General features: G+C 73.6%; 12 protein-coding genes. 2 read left to right on the plus strand and 10 right to left on the minus strand.

Features of this window, described 5'->3' with window-relative positions:
• The first annotated feature begins 58 nt into the window (after positions 1 to 58).
• Positions 59 to 1,072: a LacI family DNA-binding transcriptional regulator gene (locus tag ACZ4W9_RS27950; RefSeq protein ID WP_467940389.1), complete on the plus strand. Its 1,014-nt coding sequence runs from the start codon at positions 59 to 61 to the stop codon at positions 1,070 to 1,072.
• A 44-nt stretch (positions 1,073 to 1,116) separates the two neighbouring features.
• On the opposite strand, the gene ACZ4W9_RS27955 is transcribed toward ACZ4W9_RS27950, so the two are convergent.
• The 7 genes from ACZ4W9_RS27955 to ACZ4W9_RS27985 form a co-directional block, all read right to left on the minus strand.
• Positions 1,117 to 1,830 carry a glycoside hydrolase family 12 protein gene (locus ACZ4W9_RS27955; protein ID WP_467940391.1) on the minus strand — a complete coding sequence of 238 codons (714 nt, stop codon included), beginning with the start codon at positions 1,828 to 1,830 and terminating at the stop codon, positions 1,117 to 1,119.
• Between the two features lie 34 nt (positions 1,831 to 1,864).
• Positions 1,865 to 4,057 (minus strand): glycosyl hydrolase family 95 catalytic domain-containing protein, encoded by a 2,193-nt coding sequence (locus tag ACZ4W9_RS27960; RefSeq protein ID WP_467940392.1) that lies wholly within the window; start codon positions 4,055 to 4,057, stop codon positions 1,865 to 1,867.
• Positions 4,054 to 6,024: a beta-galactosidase gene (locus ACZ4W9_RS27965; protein ID WP_467940394.1), complete on the minus strand. Its 1,971-nt coding sequence runs from the start codon at positions 6,022 to 6,024 to the stop codon at positions 4,054 to 4,056. The genes ACZ4W9_RS27960 and ACZ4W9_RS27965 overlap by 4 nt, the downstream gene beginning before the upstream one ends.
• Positions 6,021 to 8,201: a WD40/YVTN/BNR-like repeat-containing protein gene (locus ACZ4W9_RS27970; protein ID WP_467940395.1), complete on the minus strand. Its 2,181-nt coding sequence runs from the start codon at positions 8,199 to 8,201 to the stop codon at positions 6,021 to 6,023. Before ACZ4W9_RS27970 ends, ACZ4W9_RS27965 begins: the two co-directional genes overlap by 4 nt.
• A 237-nt stretch (positions 8,202 to 8,438) precedes the next feature.
• Positions 8,439 to 9,386 carry a carbohydrate ABC transporter permease gene (locus ACZ4W9_RS27975; RefSeq protein ID WP_467940397.1) on the minus strand — a complete coding sequence of 316 codons (948 nt, stop codon included), beginning with the start codon at positions 9,384 to 9,386 and terminating at the stop codon, positions 8,439 to 8,441.
• Complete coding sequence (locus tag ACZ4W9_RS27980) at positions 9,383 to 10,399, minus strand: ABC transporter permease (protein ID WP_467940399.1); 1,017 nt, start codon at positions 10,397 to 10,399, stop codon at positions 9,383 to 9,385. Before ACZ4W9_RS27980 ends, ACZ4W9_RS27975 begins: the two co-directional genes overlap by 4 nt.
• Positions 10,396 to 12,078, minus strand: a complete 1,683-nt coding sequence (locus tag ACZ4W9_RS27985; protein ID WP_467940401.1) for an extracellular solute-binding protein — start codon at positions 12,076 to 12,078, stop codon at positions 10,396 to 10,398. The genes ACZ4W9_RS27980 and ACZ4W9_RS27985 overlap by 4 nt, the downstream gene beginning before the upstream one ends.
• 336 nt (positions 12,079 to 12,414) lie before the next feature.
• On the opposite strand from ACZ4W9_RS27985, the gene ACZ4W9_RS27990 reads away from it, so the two are divergent.
• Positions 12,415 to 15,249 carry a glycoside hydrolase family 3 C-terminal domain-containing protein gene (locus ACZ4W9_RS27990; RefSeq protein ID WP_467940402.1) on the plus strand — a complete coding sequence of 945 codons (2,835 nt, stop codon included), beginning with the start codon at positions 12,415 to 12,417 and terminating at the stop codon, positions 15,247 to 15,249.
• A 183-nt stretch (positions 15,250 to 15,432) separates the two neighbouring features.
• On the opposite strand, the gene ACZ4W9_RS27995 is transcribed toward ACZ4W9_RS27990, so the two are convergent.
• From ACZ4W9_RS27995 to ACZ4W9_RS28005, 3 genes are all read right to left on the minus strand, one after another.
• Positions 15,433 to 16,878, minus strand: coding sequence for an aldehyde dehydrogenase family protein (locus ACZ4W9_RS27995; RefSeq protein ID WP_467940403.1), 1,446 nt, complete (start codon positions 16,876 to 16,878; stop codon positions 15,433 to 15,435).
• A gap of 155 nt (positions 16,879 to 17,033) precedes the next feature.
• Complete coding sequence (locus tag ACZ4W9_RS28000) at positions 17,034 to 18,611, minus strand: PucR family transcriptional regulator (protein ID WP_467940405.1); 1,578 nt, start codon at positions 18,609 to 18,611, stop codon at positions 17,034 to 17,036.
• Positions 18,612 to 18,697: 86 nt separating this feature from the next.
• Entirely contained in the window at positions 18,698 to 20,830 is a 2,133-nt protein-coding gene (locus ACZ4W9_RS28005) for a type IV secretory system conjugative DNA transfer family protein (protein WP_467940407.1), read from the minus strand.
• Positions 20,831 to 21,011 lie beyond the last annotated feature (181 nt).

Here is a 21,011-nt window from a genome sequence, read left to right on the forward strand (position 1 = left end):
CACCCACCCTGTCGGCAATGGCGCAGTGTCGAAGCGCTTCACAAAGCTTGGAGAGCGGATGGTCACCCTCGCCGAGGTCGCCCAGCACGCCGGAGTCTCGGCGAGCACGGTGAGCTATGTCCTCAGCGGCAAGCGGTCCATCTCCGCCACCACCCGGCACCGGGTCGAGCAGAGCATCCGGGAACTCGGCTACCACCCGAACGCCGGCGCCCGCGCCCTGGCCGGCAAACGGTCGAACATCATCGCCCTCATGATCCCGCTGCGCACCGACATGTACGTACCGGTGATGATGGAGATCGCCATCGCGGTGGCCACCACCGCCCGCACGCACGGCTACGACGTCCTGCTGCTCACCGGCGAGGAGGGCCCCGACGCGGTGCGCCGGGTCACCGGCAGCGGGCTGGCCGACGCGATGATCCTGATGGACGTGGAGCTGGAGGACGAGCGGCTGCCGCTGCTCAGGGGCACCGACCAGCCGTCCGTGCTGATCGGCCTGCCCGCCGACGCGGGCGGTCTGACCTGCGTGGACCTGGACTGGAGCGCGACCGGCGCGCTGTGCGTGGAGCATCTGGCCGGCCTCGGGCACCGTGACGTCGCCGTCATCGGCGAGGCCCCGGCGGTCTACGAACGGCACACCGGCTTCGCCGAACGCACCCTGGACGGGCTGCGCTCCGGGGCCCGCCGGGCGGGCGTGCGGCTGCTGCACCGGCCGTGCGAGGGCGGGTACGACGCGATGGCCCTCACCCTGGCCCGGGTCTTCGACGAGCGCCCGGCGACGACCGGGTTCGTGGTGCAGAACGAGTCGGCGGTGGAGCCGCTGCTCGCGCTGCTGCGCCAGCAGGGCCGGGCCGTCCCGGAGGACGTGTCCGTGGTGGCCGTCTGCCCGGACCAGGTCGCCGTGCAGGCCTCGGTGCGGCTGACCTCGGTGGCCATCCCCGCCCAGGAGATGGGCCGGCGGGCCGTGGAGCACCTGGTGGCCAAGCTGGACGGGCGCGGCGGCGACGAGGTCGTGCTGCTCGCGCCCGAGCTGACGCGCCGGGCGAGTTCGGGACCGGCCCCGGCCGCGCCCTGACGCCGAGGGGGCCGGCCCCCGCCGGAGGGGCCGGCCCCGGCCGCTCAGCCGCCGCTGACGGTCAGGTTGTTGGTGGTGAAGTCCAGGCCGCCGGACGAGGACGTGATCTCGTAGCCGAACTGGACATCGCCGATGGTCTCGTTGCCGAACCAGCCCTTGGTGTCCTTGATCCACTTCAGGATCGGGAGGATGTTGACCGTGCCCGAGCTGGAGTTGGAGGTGCGGATGAAGGAGAAGACCTCGTTGGCGCCGTTGCTGCCCTTGTAGACGGTCCAGGTGTGACCGCCCAGGGTGACGTTGCCCTGCGAGGTGCCGAGGGGGCCGACGGGGCCGGTCTTGTTGACCCAGAGCATGATCTCGTAGTCGTAGTCCGTGTCCCAGATGTCGTACGACGTGTTGTACGCGCCGGACGCCGGAACGGTGACGTTGTAGGCGCTGGTGAGCGAGGTCAGGGAGGTGATCGGCTTGTTGATCACCTTCTTGGCGTTGGGGTAGGACTTGATGCCGCCGGTGTTGGGGTGGTCGGCGTGCACGCCCCAGTTGGTGCCGGAGTTGGCCCAGACGCACTGGCCGCCGGCGCCGGATCCCCAGATGTTGTTGTAGAGGGTGTAGCCGTTCAGCGTGGTGTTGCCCCACTGGTCGCAGGTGCTCCAGACGGCGGCGGAGGCGGGCGCCGAGGCCAGGCCGACGGTGGCGCCGAGGGCGAGTGCGGGGGCGAGCAGGGCCTTGGCGACCCTGCCGATGGTGCTCGTTGCCATGGTGTCCCTTCCATGGGTGGGGGTGTGGGGAGGTTCACCGCGTCCTCAGGGTGAGGACGCGGGCTTCTCCGGCGACCAGGTCGAGGGGTTCGGTGCCGGAGGAAGTCCGCAGTTCGACGCGGTGGGTGCGGCCGGGCCGGACGACCGCCCGGGCACCGTCCGGGCCCCAGGCGAGGTCGACCTCGGCGCCGAACCGGGTGCGGACGCCGCGCAGTTCGCCGCGCGGGCAGCTGTCCGGGACCGCCGGGAGCAGGATCAGGCGGTCCGGGGTGGACTGGACGAGCGTCTCGATGAGCACGCCGGGGAGGGTGTGCGCGGCGTCCGCGTTGTAGACGTCGCGGCGGGGGTAGTGGGCGCTCATCAGGGAGGCGTGGAAGAAGTCGCCGTCGAGGACCCGGCGCAGGGCGTGTCCGGCGCGCTCGGGGTCGCGGAGCCGGGCGGCGATCAGGGCGTGGTGGAGATGGCCGTGGGCGGAGTCGTTCTCCGCGCCGCGCAGCTGAAGCGCCCGGTGGGCGGCGGCGGCCAGGCGCGGGGTGTCGTACGGGGTGATCTCCTCCAGGGGCCAGACGCCGTACAGGTGGCTGAGGTGGCGGTGGTCGTAACGGTCGTGCAGGCCGGGCCAGGCCCATTCGGCGAGGGCGCCGTCGGCGTTGATCCGGTGCGAGGGCAGCCGGTCGGCCAACGCCCGCCAGCCGTCCGCCCGTTCGGGGTGGTAGCGGGCGGCGGTGTGCAGGGTGTGGCGGGCGGCGGAGAGGTCCATGGCCGCGTTGACCGCGCCCCAGCTGCCGTTCGCGGGGCGGTTCTCCGGCGAGTAGGAGGGCACGATCGCCAGGTGGCCGTCGGCGTCGGTGCGGGTGAGGAAGTCCTCGTAGAAGAGGGCGGCCTCGGCGAGGGCGGCGGCGGTGCGCGGGTCCCGCGTGCCCTGGATCTCGTCGTGGTCGACCAGCGGCTTGAGCAGCCAGTCGGCGCCGGCGGTCCACAGGTGCAGCGGGTACTCGCGGCTGAAGTGGTACGTCAGCCCGGACTCGCCGTCGCTGTGCGCGGGCGCGACCGCGCCTCGGGTGCCGAAGACCGCGCGGGCGTTGGCCCGCCAGTCCGGCAGCTGCCGGGCGACGAAGCCGGCCAGCGCCTCGGTGACCTCGGGCAGGGCGGCGGCGGGCGCGGCGGCGGTCTGGAGATTGAGGTTGGCGTTGGTGGTGAACGCGCCGGACCAGGCGGTGTCCCAGTCGCCGGTCCACAGTCCGGTGAGCCGGGGCGGGTGGTGGCCGCTGCTGGAGAGCAGGTGGTAGCGGCCGGCCGCGAACAGCCGCTCCAGCAGGGCCGGGCTGTGCGGGCGCCGCAGCAGCTCGGAGCCGGGCAGGGCGCGTTCGTCCGGGTCGGCGCCGAGGTCCAGGGTGACCCGCAGGTAGGCGGCGCGGTGCCGGTCCAGGTGGCGGGCGAGCAGGCCGTCGTAGGGGCGTTCGGTGCCGTCGAGCAGGTCCTGGAGGTGCCGGGACTCGGCGCCGACGTCCGCCTCGCCGGTGTGCCGCAGCACCCTGGTGAGCAGGAGTGCGGAGCGGCAGCCGGTGACGCGGACGCCGGGCGGGGTGAGTTCCGTCCGGCCGCCGGTGACGGCGACGAGGGTGACGCCGGTGTAGGCGCGGTCGCTGTCCGGGTACCTGACGCGCAGGCTGAGCACGGCGCCCTCGGGGGTGAGCAGCACGCCGTGCCCGACCCGCAGCCCGGCCGGGGCGCCCGGCAGCCGGTGGTCCAGGGTGAGGTGGAGGTCGCCGGCGCTGACCTCGTGCACGATCACGTCGTCGGCGCGGGAGACGAAGACGCGGCTCACGGCGCCGCGTCCCGCCGCCGTGACCTCGCCGCTGGCGAAGTCGACGGCCCGGCGCACCTCGCGGCCACGGCCCGCCGGCCGGCGCACCCGGACCTGGAAGGCGGGGTGGAAGGGCTGCACCCACTGGAGCGGGCGGCCGTCGGTGAGCGCCTCGGCGGCGGTGAGGTGCCCGGCGAGCAGCCGGTCCTGGACCTCCGGGAGGGCGGCGGCCAGCCGGGGCGGCCGGGCGTGTTCGCCGCCGTTGGGCCGCACCAGGGTGTGCTGGGTGACGATGACCCGCTCATCGGCCGGATCACCGGACACGAGGGCGCCGTGGTGGCCGTTGCCGCTCAGGAAGGCGTCCTCCCAGCGCGCGGCCGGAGCCGGCTCCCAGGTGCCGTGGACCGGGGTGGCGCTCATGACCGCAGCACCGCCACGCCGTAGCGGCCGAGGGTGACCGTGTCCGTGACATCCGCGTCGCCGAGCAGGTCGCGGTGGGTGCCCGGGACCGGGACGGTGACCGGTTCCCGCCCGTGGTTCAGCAGGAACAGCAGGTCGCCCCGGCGCACCGCCTCCACCCCCCGCGGCAGCCCGTCCAGCACCGGCCGGACCCCGGCCCCGGCGGCGATGCCGGCCAGCAGGGAGCGCAGCGCCTCCGGTTCGGGCAGCGTGGACAGGTACCAGGCGCGGTTGCGGCGCAGCACGGCGGGCAGCCCGTCGAGTTCCCCGCCCCGGTAGGGCACGGTCTCGGCGGCGCCGGGCTCCGGCTCGATCTCCTCCGACCACAGCGTGCCGCGGAAGCCCTCGCACTCGACGGTCTCCCCCGCCTGGAGCGGCCACCACTCGTGCAGGGTGCGGATGCCGAACAGCTCGCGCAGCCGGGCGTCCATACCGCCGGGGCGGACCCGGTCGTCCTCGTCGACGATCCCGGTGAGGAAGCCGCAGACGAGGGTGCCGCCCTCAGCGGTGTACGCGAGGAGGTTCGCCACGGCGGAGTCGGTGAGGAGGTACAGCTGCGGGGCGACGACGAGCCGGTAGCCCGACAGGTCGTCCTCCGGGTGGGCGAAGTCGGCGGTGAGGTGGGCCTCCCACAGGGCGCGGTGCCAGGCGGTGAGCACCTCGGGCAGGTCGCCCCGCGTCGACAGGCGCCCTTCGTGGTCCCCGGCCCACCAGGAGTGCCAGTCGTGCAGGATCGCCACGTCGGCGGTGATCCGGGTGCCGGACACCTGGTCCGCGATGCGGGCGAGGTCGGCGCCGAGCCGCTTGACCTCCTGGAACGTACGCCCCTCGGGTCCCGCGTGGCTGACCATCCCGGAGTGGAACTTCTCGGCGCCCTGCCGGGACTGGCGCCACTGGAAGTAGCAGACGGCGTCCGCGCCGCGGGCGACGGCCTGGAGGGACCACAGCCGGTTCAGGCCGTGCGGCTTGGGGTGGTTCACCCCGCGCCAGTTGACCGGCCCGGCCGCCTGTTCCATCAGCATCCACGGCCCGCGCGCCTGCGACCGGGTGAGGTCCTGCACCAGCGCGCCGGCCTGCGCGCCCAGCGGGTCGCGCGGGTCGGGGTACAGGTCGACGGAGACGACGTCCTCCTCGCGGGCCCAGCGCCAGCCGTCCTGCCCGGTCCACAGCGGCATGAAGTTGGTGGTCACCGGCAGGTGCGGGGTGTGCCGGCGGATGATGTCCCGTTCGGCGGTGCAGCACTCCAGGAGCATGTCGGAGGTGAACCGCCGGAAGTCCAGCACCTGGCCGGGGTTCTTCAGGTAGTGCGGCCGGCGCGGCGGCAGGATGCCGTCCCACGTGTCGTAGCCCTGGCTCCAGAAGTCGGTGCCCCAGGCCGCGTTGAGGGCGTCCAGGGAGCCGTACTTCTCCCGCAGCCAGCGGCGGAAGGCGGCGGCGGCCTCGTCGCCGTAGTCGAAGGTGCAGTACTCGTTGTTGATGTGCCACAGGGTGAGCGCCGGGTGGCCGCCGTAGCGGGCGGCCAGGTCCTCGGTGATGGCGGCGGCGTACCGGCGGTAGGTGGCGCTGGAGTGCGAGAAGTGCTGCCGCCCGCCCCACCATTCGGTCCGCCCGTCGGCGTCCCGGGGCAGGGTGTCCGGGTGCAGCCGGCCCAGCCAGGGCGGCGGGGCGGAGGTGGGCGTGGCGAGGACGACCCCGACGCCGTGCTCGTGCAGGAGGTCCATCAGCCGGTCGAGCCAGCCGAACTCCCTGGCGCCCGGTTCCGGTTCGAGCCGGGACCAGGAGAACACCCCGACCGTCGCGGAGTTGACCCCGGCCTCCTTCATCAGCCGGACGTCCTCGTGCCAGGTCTCCTCCGGCCACTGCTCGGGGTTGTAGTCGCCGCCGAAGAGGATGCGGCCCCGGGTCGCGTCGGCGAGGGTCGGCTTCATGCGGGCTCCCCGTACTGGATGCCCCGCCCGTTGGTGGCGAGGTAGACCCGGCCGTACCGGCGCGGGTCGCCGGTGACGGCCTGTCCGGTCCAGCCCCACTGGTGGGCGTCGTCGTTGATGCGGACCCAGGTGCGGCCGCCGTCGTCGGAGCGCAGGACGGCCACGCCGGAGCCGGTCGGCGCGCCCACGTGGTAGACGGCCGGGTGGCGGGCGCCGGGGGCGGCCTTGCCGAACCCGACGGTGTACGAGGCGCGGATCCCCTCGGCCTTGGTGAAGGCCGTCCCCGCGTCGGTGGACCGGTACAGCCCGTTCTCCTTGCCGCTCACCCACAGGTCGCCCGTCCGCCCCGGCGCCACGGCCAGCTGGAACTGGCTGTCCCCGGACGGCAGTCGCCCGTACCGGGCGGTGAAGGTACGTCCGTGGTCGGTACTGCCGTACAGGGTGCCGGTGGCGGTGTCGTAGGCGTAGAAGGCGGCCGGGTCGACGGGGTCGGCGACCGGGGTGGCGCCCTTGGGGAAGGAGGGCACCTCGGCCCAGGTGCGCCCGCCGTCCGCCGACCGGTGGGCCGGATACGTGGTCCCGTCCCCGTGCACGAAGGTCCACAGCAGCACGCTGCCGTCGGCACCGACGGCGATGGGGCCGGGGGCGTCCTTGGCGGGGGCGGGCTGGGCCGGGAAGGGCGTCCAGGTGCGTCCGCCGTCGGTGGAGGAGGCGCCGTTGCCGTGGTCGCCCCATCCGGTGCGCACGACGTACGACGGTTTCGCCGCGGCCAGCGCGAGTCCGGTCGCCGTGCCGAAGACGGGGTTCGTGGCCATGCCGGTCCTCGGGGACGCGGTCAGCCGTTCGTGGTACAGCACCCCGATGTCCCCGTTGCCGCTGATCAGGTGGGCCTGGCCGGCGGGCGGCGAGATCAGCTGCCGGACCGAGGTCTCCTCCAGGCCGCGCACCCGGGGCGCCCAGTGGACGAGGTCGCGGGTGCCGAAGACGGTGGCGCCGGTGCCGTAGAGGATGTGCGCGCCGTCGTGCGGGTCCACGGCGACGGCCTGGATCCACCACCCGAACTTCGGCTCGTCCGCGCCCCAGTCGAGGTACGGCGTCTCGGACACGTCGACGACGGCGGTGTCCTTCAGGGAGACCCAGCTGCGGCCGCCGTCGGTGCTGCGGTACAGGGTGTCGACCGCCGACCAGCGGTTGTTGGTGGACACGACGACCGTGCCCGGCCGGCCGGCGGCCACGGCGATGCCGCCGTAGCCGAAGGTGTCGGTGGGGCCCGGGACGACCGGGGTGACGTCGGTCCAGGCGCCGGTGGCCGTGTCCAGCCTGTGCACGCTGCCGGTGCTCTGCCCGTTGGGGCCGGCCGCGTCGGCGTAGGTGACGTACAGCGCGTGGGCGCGGGCGTCGTGGGCGGCGCGGACGGGGATCCTGGCGGAGGCGCCGGCGGGCTGTCCGGGGACGGCCTCCCAGGTGGTGCCGTCGGTGGTGCGGTACAGGTTCGGGTGCGCGGGGGTGCCGTCGCCGTCGCCCCAGCCGGCGTAGAGGGTACGGCCGGCGGCGACGAGCAGGGTGACGCCCTGGCCGCTGCCGCTCGGCGTGCCGGGGAACCCGGACTGCCTCTGCCAGGACTCGCCCCTGTCGGTCGACTTGAGCAGGCCGTCATGGCGGGTGCCGAGCCACAGGGTGTCGCTGTCGCGGGGGTCGACGAGGAGCCGTTCGCCGGTGCCGCGGCCGTCCTCGTTGGCGCCGAGCGGGACGGGGAGGCCGGCGCGGTGCCAGGTGCGGCCGCGGTCCTCGGAGCGCAGGAGGGCTCCGTTGCCGGCCCAGGGCTGGGTGTACGTGCCGAGCGCCAGGTACAGCCGGCCGGGGTGGGCCGGGTCGACGGCCAGGGCCTCCACGCCGAGCAGGTTCCAGTCGTCCCAGCCGAGGTGGTCGGTCAGGGGGGTCCAGCGGTCGGTGTCCCGGTCCCAGCGGTAGGCACCGCCGATGTCGGTGCGGGCGTAGGCCAGGCCGGGGGTGGTGGGGTGGAAGAGGAGGCCGGTGACGAATCCCGTGCCGCCGATCACCGCGGTGCGCCAGCGGTACGTGTGCCTCTTGGGCTCGGCCGCGTGTACGTGGGTGGGCATGCCTGCCAGTGCGGCGGCGGCCGCCGCCGCGGCGAGGACGGTTCTGCGGGTGGGCATGGGATACCTCGGCTGGGGAGTCTTGGTGGGTGGTCCGGTACGGGGGCTGGGGTGGGGGTGGGACGCTTACCGGCGCTGGCGGGGTCCGCTGCGCCCACCCGTGCCGCCCCTAGCGGCACGGCTGCCCGCAGCCAAGTGGGGCCGTGCCCCGTAAGGGGCGCGGGGAACCGCGCGATCAGCCACGACGGACCCGCAGTCGCCGACGCACCGCACCGCCCCCTTCCATAGGCGCCCCGGTTACCCCTTCACCGCTCCCGTCAGCATCCCCTTGCGGAAATGCTTCTGGACGAACGGGGAGAGGACGGCCACCGGCAGCAGGGCCAGCACCATCACCGCCATCTGGATGGCCAGCGGCGACAGCTGCCCGGTGTTGATCTGGGCCGACAGCCCCACCGGCCGTTCCTGCTTCTGCACCAGCTGGATCATCACGTTCTGCAGCGGCATCTTCTTCTGGTCGGTCAGATAGATCGACGCGTTGAACCAGGCACTCCAGTACCCGACCGCGTAGAACAGCGTGATCACCGCCAGCACGGCCCGGGACAGCGGCAGCACGATCCGCCACAGGATCCGCCAGTCCCCCGCCCCGTCGATCCGCGCGCTGTCGACGAGTTCGGGCGAGATGCCCATGAAGAACCCGCGCAGCACCAGGATGTTGAACACGCTCACCGCGCTCGGCAGGATCAGCGCCAGATAGGTGTCGGTGAGCCCGAGCGCCTGCACCAGCAGGTACGTCGGGATGAGCCCGGCGCCGAAGAACATCGTGGCGAGCAGGGCCATGAGGATCCACCGGTGGCCCAGCGAGTCCCGCCGGGACAGGCCGTACGCGCACAGCACCGACACCGTCATGCTGAACAGCGTGCCGACGAGGGTCACCCCGATGCTGACCAGCGCGGCCCGCTGCACCTGGCCGCCGCCGAGCAGTTCCTGGTAGGCGACGAACGTGATGCCCTTGGGGACCACCACGAGTCCGCCCGTCTCGTCGATGACCTTCTTCGGGGACAGGCTGGTGACGACCACGATCCACAGCGGGAACAGCACGGCGAAGCACGCGATCCCGAGGACCAGTCCCTTCCCGGCGAGCCCGGCCTTCGCCGGCTCCTCCTCCCAGACCGGCCGGGGCGGCGCGGCCCACCGGTTCCGCTCGCGCACGCCCTCCGGCGCCGGCCGGTCGACCACGGCGCTCACTTCTCGTACACCCCCTGCTCGCCCATCAGGTGGGCCACCTTGTTCGCCACGAGGACGAGGGTCAGTCCGACGACGCCCTTGATCAGGCCGGCCGCCGCCGCGTAGCTGAAGTCCTGGTTGCGGATGCCGTTCCACCACACGTACGTGTCGAGCACCTCGGAGGCGTCCGGGCCGACCGCCTGCCGCTGGAGCAGGAACTGCTCGAAGCCGACGGTGAGGGCGTCGCCGACGCGCAGCACGAGCAGCAGGGCGATCACCGGCCGCAGCGCGGGCAGCGTGATGTGCCACATGCGGCGCCAGCGCCCGGCGCCGTCCATCGCGGCGGCCTCGTACAGGTCGTGGGAGACGGCGGCGAGGGCCGCGAGGAAGACGATGACGCCCCAGCCCGCGTCCTTCCAGACCATCTCGGCGGTCACCAGGTACTTGAAGACCGACGGGTCGGTCATGATGTCGAAGCCCGGGTGCCCGTGTTCGCGCAGGGTCTGCGCGAGGACGCCGGCGCCGCCGAAGATCTGCTGGAAGACGGTGACGACCAGCACCCAGGAGAAGAAGTGCGGCAGATACATGATCGCCTGGGCGACCGCGCGGACCCGGGGCCGGATCACGCTGTTGATCAGCAGGGCCAGCGCGATGGGGATGGGGAAGAACAGCACCAGCTGGAGGAAGAACAGGACGAACGTGTTCTGCACGGCGTGCCAGAACCCGGAGTCCTCGAAGACGCGCTGGAACTGCTCGAAGCCGACCCAGGGGCTCTGGAAGACGGCGACGAAGCCGTTGTCGCTGAGGTAGGGGTCGTAGTCCTGGAAGGCGACGACGTTGCCGAGGATCGGCACGTAGTTGAAGAGCAGGAGCAGCAGCACCACGGGCAGGGTCATCAGGATCAGGGTGCGGTCGCGCCGGAACCTGTTCCGCAGACCGAGTCCCCGGGTGCGCTCGCGGCGTCCGGTGGCGCCCCCGGACGCCGCCGGGGTGCGCTTCGCGCCGGCCCTGCTGCGGGGCACGGTGCTGGTCACTTCGCCGATCCGGTGTCGTCGAGCAGCTCGCGGTACCAGTCGCGCAGGTCGTCGCCGCCCCGCTTCCTCCATTCGGAGACCGCCTGCTGCACGTCGCCGATCTTCTTCCGGCCGCGTACGACGTCGTCCTCCAGCTGCTCGAAGTCGTCGGCGAGGTTGGACCAGCGGCCGGGTTCCGTGATCGTCAGGCCGTAGAAGGAGGACTTCCTGGTGAAGGCGCCCATGCGCTGCTGCCACTCGACCATGCCCCGGGTGACCTCGGGGAAGTCGGGGTGGGCGACGTACGCGGCGGGTTTGCCGGTGTAGTCGAAGGCGCCGAGGACCTCGTTGACACCCTTGGTGGTCTTGGTGGGCACGCCCTTGTCCAGGGTGAAGTCGGTGCCCTCGACGCCGTACTCGGCGAGCAGGCGCTCCTTCGTGCCGTAGGGCGCGGCGCAGAAGTTGGCGATGGCGAGGAAGTCCTTGATCTTCTGCTCGGACGCCTTCTTGTTGACGAAGGTGAAGATGTTGGAGGGCTGGACGGCCCACAGCAGGGGGTCGCCGCCGTCGTGGGTGAAGACGTCCATCGCGGCCATCTCGAAGTCCGGGTTCTGCGCGCGCTGTTCGGAGGTCTTGCCGAACCAGTCGGACAGGTCCTGGTTGTAGACGAGGAGTTTGCCGGCGGTGAAGCGGGTGCCGGCCGGGTTGGTGGTCTTGCCGGCCTTGTCGTCGGGGTGGACCACACCGGCGGCGAACAGCTTGCGGGCCCACTCCAGGGCTTCGAGGTACTCCTCGGTCTCGACGCGGTTGACCAGCTTGCCGCCCCGGAGGTTCCACCACAGCGCCTTGTCGCTGCCGTTGAAGACGCCGAAGGCGTTGAACGCCGTCCACTTCATGTCGGAGCAGGCCCACACCCCGCCCTTGGCGTCGGTGGCCTCCTTCGCCCAGGCCAGGAACTCGTCGGTGGTCCTGGGCGGCTGCCAGCCGTGCTTGTCGAAGACGTCCTTGCGGTAGAAGGGCGCGATGTTGGTGACGTAGGGGGCGGGCAGCGGGACGGCCCGCAGCCGGCCGCCGAAGAGGGAGCGCTGCCAGGCGTCGGTGGGGACGGCGGCGAGGTTGGGGTAGTCCTTGACCTTGTCACCGGACAGGTACGGGCCGAGGTCGGCGAACTTGGCGTTGACGGCGCTGGGGATCTTGCCCATCAGGTTCCAGCCGGGGACGACCACGACGTCCGGGATGTCGCTGGAGGCGAGGATCGCGCCGAGCTTCTCGTCGTAGGTGTTGCCGTCCTGGTTCTGCCACCTGGCCTGGACGCCGATGGCCTCGTTCATGGCCTTGTAGTACGGGTTGCCGTTGTCCGGCGGGGTGCCCCACAGCGGTGCCATGATCGTCAGCTCGCCGCCGCTGCCGAGCTTCTCCGGCACGGAGGTCTTGAGCCGGTCCGGGGCGATGGCCTTGGTGAAGCCGGCGGCGGAGCCGTTCTTCGCGGGGATGTCGGGGGCGACGACGCTCGATGCCACGTACGCGGGGAGCAGCTTCTGGGCCGCCTTGCCCGAGGTGGTGCCTTCCTTGCGTCCCTCCTGCCCGCCACCGCAGGCGGTGAGCAGTGGCAGTCCGCCGGCCACCGCCGCGGCGGCGACCGCGGTGGAGGCGAGGAAGCTTCTCCTGCTGGGGGCGGAGGAGGCGGCGTTCGGCGTCATTGCGTCAACCCTTCATGGCGCACCAGGACACCCGGCGGTGGGCCGTCGGCTGCGGTGTCTTCAGTGGTTCGGCTGAGCGGAAGCGCTGTGGTGCGTGGGCAGCAGTCGAAGCGCTTCGATGTTGCTGCGAGGTTAAGTGAACACTTGGGGGTACACAAGGGCCGATTCCAAGTTTCCTCGGATGTCCGGGGCGCCCCGAACCCGTGGTCGCGCCTCGTCGTGTCGCGGGGATGTCGGCCCCGTTTGCGCCCGGCACCTTGACACTCCGGCTGCCGCGCATCGAGCATCGAAGCGCTTCGAAAGCGTCAGCCGCTCCATGCGCAAGGGGACCCTCTCGTGACCGTTGACTCGCCGCCCACCCCGCCGTTCCGCGATCCGCGTCTGCCGTTCGCGAAGCGCGTCGACGATCTGCTGGCACGGCTCACCCCGGACGAGAAGATCTCCTTCCTGCACCAGTTCGCGCCCGCCGTGGAGCGCCTCGGCGTCGCCGCCTGGCGCACCGGCCAGGAGGCGCTGCACGGGGTGGCGTGGATGGGCCCGGCCACCGTGTTCCCGCAGGCCGTGGGGCTCGGCGCGACCTGGAACCCGGAGCTGGTCCGGCGCGTCGGCGAGGCGGTCGGCCGGGAGATCCGCGCGATGCGCGCCCGGGACGCCCGCGTCGGCCTGAACGTCTGGGCCCCCACGGTCAACCTGCTGCGCCACCCGCTGTGGGGCCGCAACGAGGAGGGCTACGCGGAGGATCCCCGGCTGACCGGCGCCGTCGCCACGGCGTACACCCGGGGCCTGCGCGGCGACCACCCCCTGTACTGGCGTACCGCGCCCGTGCTCAAGCACTGGCTCGCGCACAACAACGAGACGGACCGGGCCACTTCGTCGGCCTCCGTGCGCCCGCGCGTGCTGCACGAGTACGACCTGCGCGCCTTCCGGGAGACGGTCGAGGCGGGCGCGGTGGCCGGGGTGATGCCGGCCTACAACCTGGTCAACGGCCGCCCCAACCACGTCTCCCCGTACCTGCGCGAGCACCTGCGCACCTGGACCGGGGAGGACCTGCTCGTCTGCTCGGACGCGGGCGCGCCGTCCAACCTGGTCGACGCGGAGCACTACTTCGACACCCACGAGGAGGCCACCGCGGCGGCCCTGCTGGCCGGCGTGGACAGCTTCACCGACCACGGCACCGACGGCTCGACGATCACCGCACGGGTCAAGGGGGCCGTGGAGCGGGGCCTGCTGACGGAGGCGGACGTCGACGCCGCCGTGCGCCGCCAGCTCTCGGTCCGGTTCCGGCTCGGCGAGTTCGACCCGCGCCACGATCCGCACGCGGACACCGGCGCGTTCGACACCCCGGCGCACCGGGCACTCGCCCAGGAGGCCGCCGAGCAGGCGATCGTGCTGCTGAAGAACGACGGCGACCTGCTGCCGCTGGCCCCGGACACCCGGATCGCGGTCGTCGGCTCGCTCGCCGACGAGTGCAAGCTCGACTGGTACAGCGGCAGCCTCATCCACCGCTCCACCCCGCTGGAGGGGCTGTACGAGCGGTTCGGCGCGCAGCGGGTGGAGTTCGCGGAGGGCGTGGACCGGATCCGGCTGCGGACGGCGTCCGGCGCGTTCCTGTCCGTGCCGCGGGCGACGGTGCCGGACCGGGCGCACGGCGCCGAGGGCGCGCTGGACCCCGCGCTGCTGTCCGGGCGCACCGATCTGCCGCCGCTCACCGCCGACGCGACGGGCAGCGAGTTCGCGCTGACCGACTGGGGCGAGGGGGTGCTGACCCTGCGCGCCCCCGACGGCCGCTACCTCTCGGTCGCCGAGGACGGCTTCGTACGCGCCTCCGCCGACCAGCCCGGCGGCTGGGTCGTGCAGGAGACGTTCCGCCTCGTACCGCACGCCGGTGGTCACCTCCTTGCGCACCTCGGCACGGGTCTGCGGGTACGAGTCGCCGCCGACGGCGTGAAGGTTGCCGAGGAGGGCGATGTCTTCGAGGTGGTGACCGTCGAGCGGGGCGAGGAGGCCGTGGCCCGGGTGGCGGCCGGGGCGGACGTCGTCGTGGTGGTGGCGGGCAACGACCCGCACATCAACGGCCGGGAGACCGAGGACCGCACCACCCTGCTGCTGCCGGAGCACCAGCGGCGGCTGCTCGACGCGGCCCGCGCCGCGGGGACGCGCACGGTGCTGGCGCTGGTGTCGTCGTACCCGTACGCGGTGGACACGGCCCGGCTGCCGGCGGTGCTCTGGACGGCGCACGGCGGGCAGGCGGCGGGCACGGCCCTGGCCCGGGTGCTGGCCGGCGACGTCTGCCCGGCCGGCCGGCTGCCCCAGACCTGGTACGCCGCCGACGCCGACCTGCCCGACCTGCTGGACTACGACGTGATCGGCGGCCGCCAGACCTATCTGTACTTCGAGGGCACCCCGCTCTTCCCCTTCGGCCACGGCCTGTCGTACGCGTCCTTCGCCTACGCCGGCCTGGACGCCCGCGTGACGGACGGTACGGTGCGCGTCGACTGCACGGTCACCCACACCGGGGACCGCACGGCGGACGAGGTGGTCCAGCTCTACGGCCGGGCGGTCGAGGGGTCGGTGCCCCGTCCGCGCCGCGAGCTGCTGGCGCACCGCAGGGTCACCCTCACCCCCGGCGAGACGGCCGCCGTCTCCTTCGAAGTCCCGCTGTCGGCACTGGAGTTCTGGGACGTGCGGCGGGGCGCGTGGCGGCTGGAGGAGGGCCCGTACGAACTGCTGCTGGGCGCGTCCAGCGAGGACGTGCGGCTGCGCACGACCGTGCGCCTCGACGGCGAACCGCCGGCCCCGCGCGCGGTGCGCGAACACGGCCTGCCCGCCGCGGACTTCGACGAGCAGTCCGGCGCGGCGATCGTGGACCGCACGAAGACGGCGGGCGACGCGGTGACCCCGGCCCACGCCACGGCCGCCGAACTGGTCTACCACGCCTGCGACTTCGGCACCGGCGTGCGGGAGGTGTCCGTGCGGGTGGCGGGCGAGGGCACGGTGGAGGTCTCCCTGGACGGCGGCCCGGCGCTCACGGCGCTCACCCTGGACGCCCCCACGGCGGGCCCGTACGCCTACACCACCCTCACGGCCGGTCTCACCGCCGAGGGCGTCCACGACGTCCGCCTCGGGCTGCGCGGCCCCGTCCGGCTCGCGCACGTCGGCTTCTCCGGTTGAGGGTCCGGAGGAGTCCGGCACCAGGAAGGGGCCCGGCACCGGAAGGCAGCGGTGCCGGGCCCCTTCGCCAGGCCGGCTGAAATCGGTTCCCGTCAACCAGGGTCCGGTGCCCGGACACGCGGACGGCCGCAGCCCCCGCACAGTGGGCTGCGGCCGTCCGGTTTCCGACCTGTCCGTGGCAGGTCAGAGCGCGACGCCGGTCAGGACCAGTACGCGCTCGTAGGTGTAGTCCTCCATCGCGTACCGGACGCCTTCACGGCCGACACCGGACTGCTTGGCGCCGCCGTACGGCATCTGGTCGGCGCGGTAGGACGGGACGTCGCCGATCACCACACCGCCGACCTCGAGGGCGCGGTGGGCACGGAAGGCGGCCTGGAGGTCGTGGGTGAACACGCCCGCCTGGAGGCCGAACTTGGAGTCGTTGACCGCGGCGAACGCCTCCTCCTCGCCGTTCACCTTGCGTACGGTGAGGACGGGGCCGAAGACCTCCTCGCAGGCGATCGTGACGTCCGCCGGCACGTCGGCGAGGACGGTCGGCGCGTACGAGGCGCCGTCCCGCTTGCCGCCGGTGAGCAGGGCCGCGCCGGCCGCGACCGCCTCGTCCACCCAGGACTCCACGCGCTTGGCGGCGTCCTCGCTGACCAGCGGGCCGACATCGGTCTTCGGGTCGGACGGGTCGCCGGTGGCCTGGGCCTCGACGGCGGCGACGATGCGCGGCAGCAGCCGGTCGTACACGGACGCGTCGGCGATCACCCGCTGCACCGAGATGCAGGACTGGCCGCCCTGGTAGTTGGAGAAGGTCGCGATGCGGGTCGCGGCCCAGTCCAGGTCGGCGTCGGAGGAGAAGTCGCCGAGGACGACCGCGGCGCCGTTGCCGCCCAGCTCCAGCGTGCAGTGCTTGCGCGGCACCGAGTCCATGATCGCGTAGCCGACCTTGTCGGATCCGGTGAAGGAGATGACCGGCAGGCGCTCGTCCCGGACCAGGGCGGGCATGCGGTCGTTCGGGACCGGGAGGATCGACCAGGAGCCGGCCGGCAGCTCGGTCTCGGCGAGCAGGTCACCGAGGATCAGGCCGGACAGCGGGGTGGCCGGGGCCGGCTTCAGGATGATCGGGGCGCCGGCGGCGATCGCCGGGGCGACCTTGTGGGCGCACAGGTTCAGCGGGAAGTTGAACGGCGCGATGCCGAGCACGACACCCTTCGGGAAGCGGCGGGTGAGCGCCAGCCGGCCCTGGCCGCCGGCGTCCGTGTCGAGCCGCTGGGCCTCGCCGCCGTTGAACCGGCGGGCCTCCTCGGCGGCGAACCGGAACACCGAGACCGCGCGGCCGACCTCGCCCCGGGCCCACTTGGACGGCTTGCCGTTCTCGGCGGAGATCAGCTGGGCGATCTCCTCGGTGCGCTCGGCCAGCCGCTTGCTGACGTGGTCGAGGGCGGCGGCGCGCACGTGCGCCGGGGTGGCGGCGAACTCGTCCCGCACGGCGTACGCGGCGGCCACGGCCTCCTCGACCTGCGCCTCGGTCGGCACGCCGACCGAGGCGACGAGCCGGCCGTCCCACGGGGAGGTGACGTCGAAGCTGTCCTCGCCGGTGACCTGGCGGCCGGCGAGCCAGAAGGCATGGGTGGAAGTCATGTACGAGTCCCGGCCCTTCCGCGTTGGGGGTGTGCTTGGCTTGCGTGGTCCACGGTAGGGCGGCGGCGGCCGGGGGTCGTTTGTCCGAGTCGTAGCAGTCGGGGCGGGGGCTGCGCCGGTTTGGCGAGGTGGCCGGCCGGGCGGGGGCCCCTCGGTCACTCCGCCGCCGTCGCCTTCAGGGCGAGCCACAGCTCCATGCGGACGTCGGGATCGTCCAGGCTGCGGCCGAGTATCTCCTCGACCCGCCGCATCCGGTACCGCAGGGTGTGCCGGTGGACGCCCAGGTCGGCCGCGGCGGCGTCCCACTGCCCGTGCCGGGACAGCCAGGCCCGCAGCGAGGCGACGAGGTCGCCCCGCCCGGTGGCGTCGTGCTCGTGCAGCGCCCGCAGCAGCCCGTCGGCGAACGCCTTCACCGCGTCGTCGGCCAGCAGCGGCAGCACCGACCCGGCCGCGAGCTGCTCGTGCTCCACGAACACCCGGCCCCGCCGCCGCGCCACCGACAGCGCCTGTTCGGCCTGCCGGTACGCCGCCGACGCCGCGGTCGGCCCGGTGGGCGCCGAGAGGCCGACGACCAGGTCGGCCTCGTCCGCGCGCCCCTGCTCCGGCCGCGCCCGCCCGGCCTCGCGCGCGGCGGCGTACGCGGTGCACGCGGCGACCGCCGCGCCCTCGTCGGCGGCCAGCACCACCAGCCGCTCCCCCTCGGGCACGACCAGCACGGCCTCGCCGGCCCGGGCCGCGGCGGACTCCACGGTCTCCGCGAGTTCGCCGAGGTGCTCGCCCGCCGGGCCCGTCCCGGACTCGGCGACGGCCATCCGGAACGGGGCGTCCAGCAGCGCGCCATAGAGATCGCCGGCGACGGCCCGGGCGTGGTCCGGTTCCCCGGCCAGCAGCATGCGCAGCACCGCCGTGCCCACGCGCTGCTCGGCCGCGCGCAGGGAGCGGGAGCGTTCGGTGGTGAGGGTGAGCAGGGCGATGGCGGAGTGCACGGCGTAGCGCTCGGCGGTGCCGAGGGCGGCGGCGGTGCCCACGGCGAGCGCGGCGCGGGGGCGGCGGCCGGTGCCGAGGCTGTGCAGCTCCACCCGGTCCTCGTGGTCGGGTCCGCCGACCACGGAGGAGGCGGGGGCGGGCCGCTCGCGCAGCCGCTCGACCTCGGTGGTGAGCCGGGCGGCGCGGCGGCCGGCCCAGTCCGGGGCGGCGGCGACGACGGCGCCCGAGGCGTCGTAGAGCGCCGCCCAGCCGTCGACCTGGGCGGCGAGCGCGCCGAGCAGTCCCTCGGGGCCGGCGCCGAGGGCCTGTCTGGTCAGCTCGCGCTGGGCGGCGAAGCCGGCCGTGACGGCGCGGTACTGGTCGGCGGCGATGGCCGCGGAGACGGCCTTGCTGATGGCGAGGAACGGGGTGCGGCGGGGCACCTCCAGCAGCGGCAGGCCCTCCTCGGCGCAGGCGTCGACGAGCGGGCCGGGCGTCTCGTCGTAGTTCACGCCGACGGCGAACCCGAGCCCGACGACGCCGGCGCCGACCAGCCGGCGCACGTACCGCCGCATGGCCTCCGGGTCGTCCGCGTCCAGCTTGAGCGCGGTGATCAGCAGCAGCTCGCCGCCCTCCATGTAGGGGACGGGGTCGGCCAGCTCGCTGACGTGCGCCCAGCGGACCGGCACGTCGAGACGGCCCTCGCCCGCGCGCACGGTGAGTTTGAGCGCGGAGTGCTGGACGAGCGAGGCGAGAGTCGGGGGCATGGGGCCTTCACGGTGAGGGGAGCCGGTGATCTTTTGGCCGAGGTGTATGAACGGCCCATCCCGATTCTGCCTCACCGTACGACCGCTCACCCCCGCAGATCGACCAGCAACGGCGGCGCGTGCTCCCCCTGCACGGTGGTCAACGACAACACCGCGTGCCCCGGCGGCACCCCATGAGCCAACTCGGACGCGGACCACCGCTCCCGCTCGACTTGACGGACGGTGACGGCGCGGGCGGTGGGCGCCTGGCCGGTGATGACCCGGCGCAGCATGTGCACGGCCTTGCCGGCCGGGGTCTCCGCGATGATCTGCCGGTCGGTGACGTCCCGGGTCTCGGTCCACTCCTTGCCCCACACCTCGGCGAAGTCCTGTCCGTCCCAGGGGGTGAGCCCGGACAGCGCCATCCTGCAGCCCGTGGCACCGAGCAGCGGACCGCGCAGCGGCCGGGGGACGTCGTCCAGGGTGCGCAGGGTGAGCACGGTACCGGCGTTGGCGCTGCGCAGCCGCTGGATGCCGCGCACGGCCTCCGGGGTGACGACCCCGGAGGCGTCGTCGAGCAGCAGGCAGGCGAAGAGCGAGCGGTCCTCCCGCACCGTCACCGAGGCGGTGAACTGGGCGAGCACCAGCCGGGCCAGGATGCGCGAGGCGTCGGCATGGCCGCGCTGGGGCAGGTCGATGCGGACCCGGACCGGGTGGTCGAGGGCCCGCAGCGAGAACGGCCGGCTCTGTCCGGAGGTGTCGAAGAAGGCGGCGAAGGCGGGCCGGTCGAGCAGGGCGATCCGGTCGGCGAGCACGGAGCCGACGTCACCGGGGTGGGCGAGCTGCCGTTCCCGGGCGTCCAGCTCGCGGAGCAGGGAGGCGTGGCCGGTGTCGGTCAGTGCCTTGCGCAGCGCGGCCAGCGGTCCGGGCGCCCCGTCGAGCAGCTGCCGCAGCTCCGGCACGGAGGGGAAGCGGTCGTGGACGGCGCGGAAGGGACCGAGCAGCTGGGCGAGGACGGTGGTGGAACGACGGCTGTCGCTGCCGGGGTGCGGGTCGGCGAGGTCGCCGACGAGGGCCTCGGCGAGTATGGCGGCGGCCTCGTCGGGGTCGGTGGTGCCGCCGTAGAGGTCGAGGTCGTAGACGGAGTCGGGGTGGCCGACGCGGACGACGACGTCGTAGGCCTCCGCCGGGCCCAGTCCGGCGCCCGCCGCGCCGACCACCACGACCGACGTGCGGCCGGCCAGGGCTTGCAGGCACAGGGACTCGGCGAGCGGTCGCAGCAGGGCGCCGGTCTTGCCGGAGCCGGCCGGGCCGACGGCGAGCAGGGAGGTGCCGAGCAGGTCGGGGCCGAGGGCGAGGCCGGCGCCGCGGTAGTGGTAGGGGTTGCGGGGGTCGTCGGCGGTGGTGCCGAGGCGGACCTGGCCGGTGAGCAGGTCGTGCCGGGCGTGCCGGGCGGGCAGGTCGCGGGCGCCGGAGGGGTGCGGGCAGGCGGCGGCGCCGTCCTTCAGTACGGCGCCGGTGAAGGCGGCGAGGCTGTGCCGGCCGGACCGCACGCCCTGCCACGCCCGGCTGAGCCGGGCGTGGTCCACGTCCCGCATGAGCCCGGCCTTCGCCTCCACCGCAAGCCGCTCCGCAGCCTCGTACGCCCCGACCTGCCGCAACTGGGGCCACTCGGCGGGGTCCTGGTCGGGGGTGGGCTGGGGCACCGCCGCGGGTGCGGCCGCACCCCAGGTACGCGGTCCGTAACGGCGCCAGACCTCACCCCAGCGGCCGAGGCGGCCGACCACCAGCAGGATGGCGAGAGCGATGACGGCGTAGTACGAGTACCAGAGGATCGCGCTGCCGACGCGGTCGTCACTCTGGCGCCAGGAGTCGGGAGTGAACAGGTCCAGCGGCAGCACCCACCAGGTGCCGAAATAGCCGTTCCACAGCAGGGACCACACCAGCCAGCCCACGAGGAAGGCGATCAGGGCCCCGCTGAGCAGCTGCCGGGTCGGGATCTGCTCGGGCTCCTGCTCGGGACGGGGACTGTGTCCGAAGCGCCAGATGCCGGGCGCCGCCTCCGGGCGGGGAGCCCGCAGCCAGGTCAGGAAAGGGGACGTCTCCGGTTTCGGGGGCACGCCGGGCAGCGTCGGCGGCAGCCCCGGCGGCATGGGCGGCACCCCCTCCGGCGGTGCCGTCGGGTGGGGTACCGGTGTCGTAGGGGTTTCGTGTGTGGCCCCCGTGCCGTCGGTGTCCATCGACCCTGCCCCCTGACCAGCCGTTCCGTCCGCCATCGTGTCCCCGTCGCGTCCACTGTCAGCGAGCCAATCTAGCGAGCCAATCTAACGCTCCGGCAAGGGGAGTTCACCGCTTACGCGGCCGAAGCGGGAAAGGGCCGTCCGGGCGGGCTATGTCCACCGCGGACAAGGGGGCGCGCCG

It is taken from the genome of Streptomyces sp. NPDC029296 (assembly GCF_055569255.1).

Bases quoted from the DNA above. Each gene is read 5' to 3' on its own strand.
- ACZ4W9_RS27950 (WP_467940389.1), top strand. From the start codon at position 59: ATGGTCACCCTCGCCGAGGTCGCCCAGCACGCCGGAGTCTCGGCGAGC.
- ACZ4W9_RS27955 (WP_467940391.1), bottom strand. From the start codon at position 1,830: ATGGCAACGAGCACCATCGGCAGGGTCGCCAAGGCCCTGCTCGCCCCC.
- ACZ4W9_RS27960 (WP_467940392.1), bottom strand. From the start codon at position 4,057: ATGAGCGCCACCCCGGTCCACGGCACCTGGGAGCCGGCTCCGGCCGCG.
- ACZ4W9_RS27965 (WP_467940394.1), bottom strand. From the start codon at position 6,024: ATGAAGCCGACCCTCGCCGACGCGACCCGGGGCCGCATCCTCTTCGGC.
- ACZ4W9_RS27970 (WP_467940395.1), bottom strand. From the start codon at position 8,201: ATGCCCACCCGCAGAACCGTCCTCGCCGCGGCGGCGGCCGCCGCCGCA.
- ACZ4W9_RS27985 (WP_467940401.1), bottom strand. From the start codon at position 12,078: ATGACGCCGAACGCCGCCTCCTCCGCCCCCAGCAGGAGAAGCTTCCTC.
- ACZ4W9_RS27995 (WP_467940403.1), bottom strand. From the start codon at position 16,878: ATGACTTCCACCCATGCCTTCTGGCTCGCCGGCCGCCAGGTCACCGGC.
- ACZ4W9_RS28000 (WP_467940405.1), bottom strand. From the start codon at position 18,611: ATGCCCCCGACTCTCGCCTCGCTCGTCCAGCACTCCGCGCTCAAACTC.
- ACZ4W9_RS28005 (WP_467940407.1), bottom strand. From the start codon at position 20,830: ATGGACACCGACGGCACGGGGGCCACACACGAAACCCCTACGACACCG.